Annotated in this window: 4 protein-coding genes; 3 read left to right on the top strand and 1 reads right to left on the bottom strand. The window is 69.7% G+C overall.

The features are described from left to right. The first annotated feature begins 208 nt into the window (after window positions 1–208). The 3 genes from ACJOT3_RS32830 (at window position 209) to ACJOT3_RS32840 (ending at window position 1,654) form a co-directional block, all read left to right on the top strand. A complete protein-coding gene (locus ACJOT3_RS32830; RefSeq protein WP_406977023.1) occupies window positions 209–1,066 on the top strand; it encodes a helix-turn-helix domain-containing protein in 858 nt (285 codons plus the stop codon). Then, window positions 1,063–1,323 (top strand): DUF397 domain-containing protein, encoded by a 261-nt coding sequence (locus tag ACJOT3_RS32835; protein ID WP_406977024.1) that lies wholly within the window; start codon window positions 1,063–1,065, stop codon window positions 1,321–1,323. Before ACJOT3_RS32830 ends, ACJOT3_RS32835 begins: the two co-directional genes overlap by 4 nt. A gap of 67 nt (window positions 1,324–1,390) precedes the next feature. Continuing rightward, window positions 1,391–1,654, top strand: coding sequence for a DUF397 domain-containing protein (locus ACJOT3_RS32840; RefSeq protein ID WP_406977025.1), 264 nt, complete (start codon window positions 1,391–1,393; stop codon window positions 1,652–1,654). A gap of 7 nt (window positions 1,655–1,661) precedes the next feature. Here ACJOT3_RS32840 and ACJOT3_RS32845 read toward each other — a convergent pair whose 3' ends face one another. Beyond that, entirely contained in the window at window positions 1,662–2,468 is an 807-nt protein-coding gene (locus ACJOT3_RS32845) for an alpha/beta hydrolase (protein ID WP_406977026.1), read from the bottom strand. Between the last annotated feature and the right edge of the window lie 2,076 nt (window positions 2,469–4,544).

The following is a 4,544-nucleotide window of genomic DNA, read 5'->3' on the forward strand; positions in this document are numbered from 1 at the left end:
GTCTGCTCACGCCGAGCAGGCGGGCGATCGCGGCTTGGGACAGCTCGCCCTGGTCGAACAGCTCCGCGGCGACCAGGCGTCGTTTCTCGTACTCGGCAGGAGTGCGGGGAGAGGAGAGGGGAAGCTCCATGGCCAGGGTTTTCCCAACTCGCTCGACTGTCAACCCACACATCAAAGATCAGTAATTCCGCAATGCGGTCCTATTACTATGGCCCGCGATATCCGGCAGTTCGCCAGTGATAAAGGCGGTAAAACGGTGGTGGCAAGCGATTCCTCCAGGAAGAAGTTCGGACTCCTGCTGCGCAACCAGCGGATCAGAGCTGGGATGACGCAGCAGGAGATGGCACAGGCCGCCTTTCTCTCGCAGAGCACGATCAGCTCACTGGAGGGCGGGGACAAAGGCACTAAAAGGGAACTCGTGGAACGTCTGGACACCGCCCTCACCGCCAATGGCGCGCTCCTGAACGCGTGGGACGCCTACTTCGCGCCGAACGGAATGATCGACTACTTCCGTGAGGTGGCCGAGGCGGAGCAGACGGCGACGGAGATCCGTGAATACGGTTTCGGCGTCGTGCCGGGGCTGGTCCAGACGGAGGGCTACGCCCGGGTGATCAGCCAGATGGGCTCCCCGCACGCATCGCCGGAGAGGATCGAGGCCATGGTCAGAGCCCGGCTGCACCGGCAGTCGATCCTGGACCGGGAGCACCCGCCGATGTGCATCATCATCCTGGATGAGAGCACGGTGATGCGCGCGTTCAGCGACCCGGGCATCATGTACGCCCAGATCAACCGACTGCTCGAACTCTCCTACCGGCCGCGGATCACCATCCAACTGGTGCCGATGCTGACCGAACAGCATCCCGGCCTCGACGGCTCCTTTAAACTGCTCGCAGTCCCCGACAGCGGCGATTTCGCGTACATCGAGGGGCGTGGAGCAGGTCTGACGATCAAGGAACCCGAGATCGTCCAGGGCTACGAGCGGATCTTCGGCGAGCTGCGGAGCGCCGCCCTCCCCGCCTCCGCCTCCCGGGCCCGGTTGGAAGAGATTCGAGGAGAGGCTCCATGATCAGCGAGCACTGGACCAAGTCCAGCTACAGCAACGGCGAGGGTGGGAACTGCGTCGAGGCGCGGAGCTTCACGCTCACCGACCAGTGGGCCAAGTCCAGCCACAGCAACGGTGAGGGCGGCGACTGCGTCGAGGCGCGGGGCACGGTGACCTACTCCCGGGTCGGCATCCGCGACACCCAGAACCGGCACCTCGGACACCTCGAAATCCCCGCCGCCGAGTGGACCGCCCTCCTGCGCACCGCCACCGACCGTTAACCGCGAACGGCCGAGGGTAGCACTCTGAAGAAGGTGCTGCCCCTTTTCTCTTGCTCCGAGGAGTGCGATGTTCGGTGACCAGTGGACCAAGTCCAGCTACAGCAACAGTGAGGGTGGGAACTGCGTCGAGGCACGACAGTTCGCGCTCACCGACCAGTGGGCCAAGTCCAGCCACAACAACAGCGAGGGCGGCGACTGCGTCGAGGCGCGGGGCATGGTGACCTACTCCCAGGTCGGCATCCGCGACACCCAGAACCGGCACCTCGGACACCTCGAAATCCCCGCCGCCGAGTGGACCGCCCTCCTGCGCAGCGCCACCGTGCACGACTGACGACCGCTCAGAGGGCGTGGTCGGCCAGGCGGACGAACGCCTCCACCACCTCGGGGCCGTGCACCAGCTCGGCGTCGTTGTGGCCCGCTCCGAGGAGGACCACCTCCTCGAACAGGCGCGGGCTCGCGGCGGCGACCTCCCGGCTCTGCTCCGGCGGCACGACGCGGTCGGCGTCCCCGATCACCACGGTGGTGGGGACGTCGATCCCCGCCACCTGTTCGGCCACCGGGTAGCGGTCCCACATCATCCACCGCACCGGCAGGAACGGGTACTGCCGCTCCCCCATGTCCACCAGCGAGCTGAACGGCGAGCGCAGGAACAGCGCCGCCGGCGGCCGGTCGACCGCCAGCCCCGTCGCCACGGCGGCGCCCAGGCTCTCCCCGAAGTAGAGCGTGCGGTCGGCGGCGAACCCCCGTTCGGCCAGGTGGTCGGCGGCGGCGCGGGCGTCGGCGGCCAGCCCCTCCTCCGAGGGCGAGCCCTCGTTGCCCCCGTAACCCCGGTAGTCGAACAGCAGCACCGCGAACCCCTCCGCGGCCAACGCGCGGGCCAGCGGCGCCCGGCTCTCCCGGTCCCCCGCGTTGCCGTTGGTGACCAGCACCGCGGCCTCGCGGTCCCGCCCCTGCGGCGGCACGAACCAGCCGCCCAGCCCGAGGCCGTCCTCGGTGGTCAGGCGCACGGCCTCGGCACCCGGGAGCACCTCGGCAGCGGGCGGCGGTGCGCCGACCGAGGGCAGGTAGATGACCGACCGCTGCCCCGCCCACAGGAACCCCGTCAGGAGCAGGATCAGGGCGGCGCAGACCAGCACCGCGATCACGGCCCGGCGACCTCTCTTCCTTTTCATCTTCCCTTTCACCACGGAACCTGGGTATCACACGCGCCGCCGCCCTCACCCGTCTGCGCCCGCACCGCCTCGCGCAGGGGGTGACGGCCGCAAGAGGCCTCCCGCCCGGCGGATTCCGGGGTTTCCCACCCGACCGGGACCTTGGCCACAGCCGGGGGGTGGGTACACGCATGTTCTGTTAACGCTGTGGTGTGCGGGGGTGGTCTGTTCGGGGTCGCGGACCTGACGGGCGCGCGGGGAACGGTTCCTCCGGCTCCAGGGGGTTTCCACCTTGCCTGGGGCTTGCCTGGGGCCCTCAGCCCCAGCCCGGTCACATCCCTGCTCGCCCCCGCCGCAGGGGGTTTCCCACCCAACCGAAGGCCTCAGCCACAGCCCTGTCAGATCCCTGGCCGCCCCCGCCACAGGGGGTGACGGCAGTAGGAGGCCTCCCGCCCCGGCCCCAGGGGGTTTCCCACCTGACCTGGGGTCCTTGGCCACAGCCCGGCCAGATCCCTGGCCGCCCCCGCCACAGGGGGTGACGGCAGTAGGAGGCCTCCCGCCCCGACCCCAGGGGGTTTCGGTAGGGCAGGACTGGACCCCGGCCCCAGGGGGTGAGAGGGACTTGTAGGTTTCCAGGCGGCCAGCCATCTGCGGAGGGCGGTGTGCGGGAGACCGCCCTCGGAGCCGTTGGTCTCCACGGGTCACCCCCTGGGAACGTACAGACCCGGGCTGGGCGCGGAGCCGTCCCCACGTACAACGCCCGGCAGACCAGCAGGTGTACGCGTTGGACTCACGTCCTGGGTGGTGGGGGTTTTGTCCGGGGACGGGTCGGGGCCCAGCGGCACGCTCAGCCACACAGGTCCACGGAAAGAACGCTCCGACTGGAAACAGGCTGTTGCTCAGACCTCGCTTGAAAGCCCGACCACAGACGGGGTAACCTCCGCCGTCAGTGCCCTCCCCAACCACAGGGGGTGTCGGGAGGAAGAACCACGACCTGCACTCCAGGGGGTGAGGGCCGCGGTTACCTGCTGCGCCCGGACACGGGGGGTGCCGGGAGGAAGGACCGCCGCCGGCACCACCGAAAGTGTGCACGCAATAACCCTTTGTGGCCAGGAGGGCAATCGGAGCCGGGGTTTCACCCCCTGAGGTCGGGGAGGGCGATCGGGGCCGGGGTTACTACACCAGGTGTCTGGGCTTTCAAGCGAGGTCTGTGCAACCGCGGCTTCACAGTCGGAGCGTCTTTCCGTGGACCTGTGTGGTCGGGGATGTGCGCTGTGCCCCGACCCGTCCCCGGGAAACACCCCCACCACCGGGGACGTGAGTCCAACGCGTACGTCTTTTTGGTCTGCCGGGCGTCGTACCGTGGGGACGGCTCCGCGCCCAGCCCGGGTCTGTACGTTCCCAGGGGGTGACCCATGGAGACCAACGCGACCGTGTGCGGACCTTCAGACCGCCGTCCGCAGATGGTTGCTGTTCTGGAAACCTGCTCTTGCTGTCTCACCCCCTGCGGCGGAGGTTCCGGTTCTTCCTCCCCAAACCCTCTGGGGTCGGGGCGGGAGGCCTCGTGCGGCCGTCACCCCCTACGGCGAGGAAGGCACAACGCACTCCGGGTGGGGTCGGGGACTCCAGGCAGGTGGGAAACCCCCTGGGGCTGGGGCGGGAGGCCTCGTGCCGCCCCCACCCCCGCGGCGGGGGTGGCCAGGGATCTGACAGGGCTGGAGCTGAGGTCTCCGGGCAGGTGGGAAACCCCCCGGGGCCAGGGCGGGAGGCCTCGTGCCGCCCTCACCCCCTGGGGCGGGGGTGGCCGGGGATCTGACAGGGCTGGGGCCAAGGCCCCGGGGAAGGTGGGAAACCCCCCGGGGCCGGAGGCCTCCCTCGGCCGTCACCCCCTGCGGCGGGGGAGGCCGGGAAGGTGGCCGGGCTGGGGCTGAGGCCCCAGGAAAGGTGGGAAACCCCCTGCGGTGAGGGAGGCGCGATGCCTTCCGGTTGTGGCTGAGGGCTCCAGACCGGGGCGACCCCCTTGGGTCTCGGGGCGGGAGGCCTCGTGCCGCCCCCACCCCCGCGGCGGGG

This window comes from Nocardiopsis protaetiae, from assembly GCF_045446735.1.
In the GTDB taxonomy this organism is placed as follows: Bacteria; Actinomycetota; Actinomycetes; order Streptosporangiales; family Streptosporangiaceae; genus Nocardiopsis; species Nocardiopsis protaetiae.

What these genes read in the sequence shown, in the direction of transcription:
- ACJOT3_RS32840 (WP_406977025.1), top strand. Translation starts at nt 1,391, where the DNA reads ATGTTCGGTGACCAGTGGACCAAGTCCAGCTACAGCAACAGTGAGGGT.
- ACJOT3_RS32835 (WP_406977024.1), top strand. Translation starts at nt 1,063, where the DNA reads ATGATCAGCGAGCACTGGACCAAGTCCAGCTACAGCAACGGCGAGGGT.
- ACJOT3_RS32830 (WP_406977023.1), top strand. Translation starts at nt 209, where the DNA reads ATGGCCCGCGATATCCGGCAGTTCGCCAGTGATAAAGGCGGTAAAACG.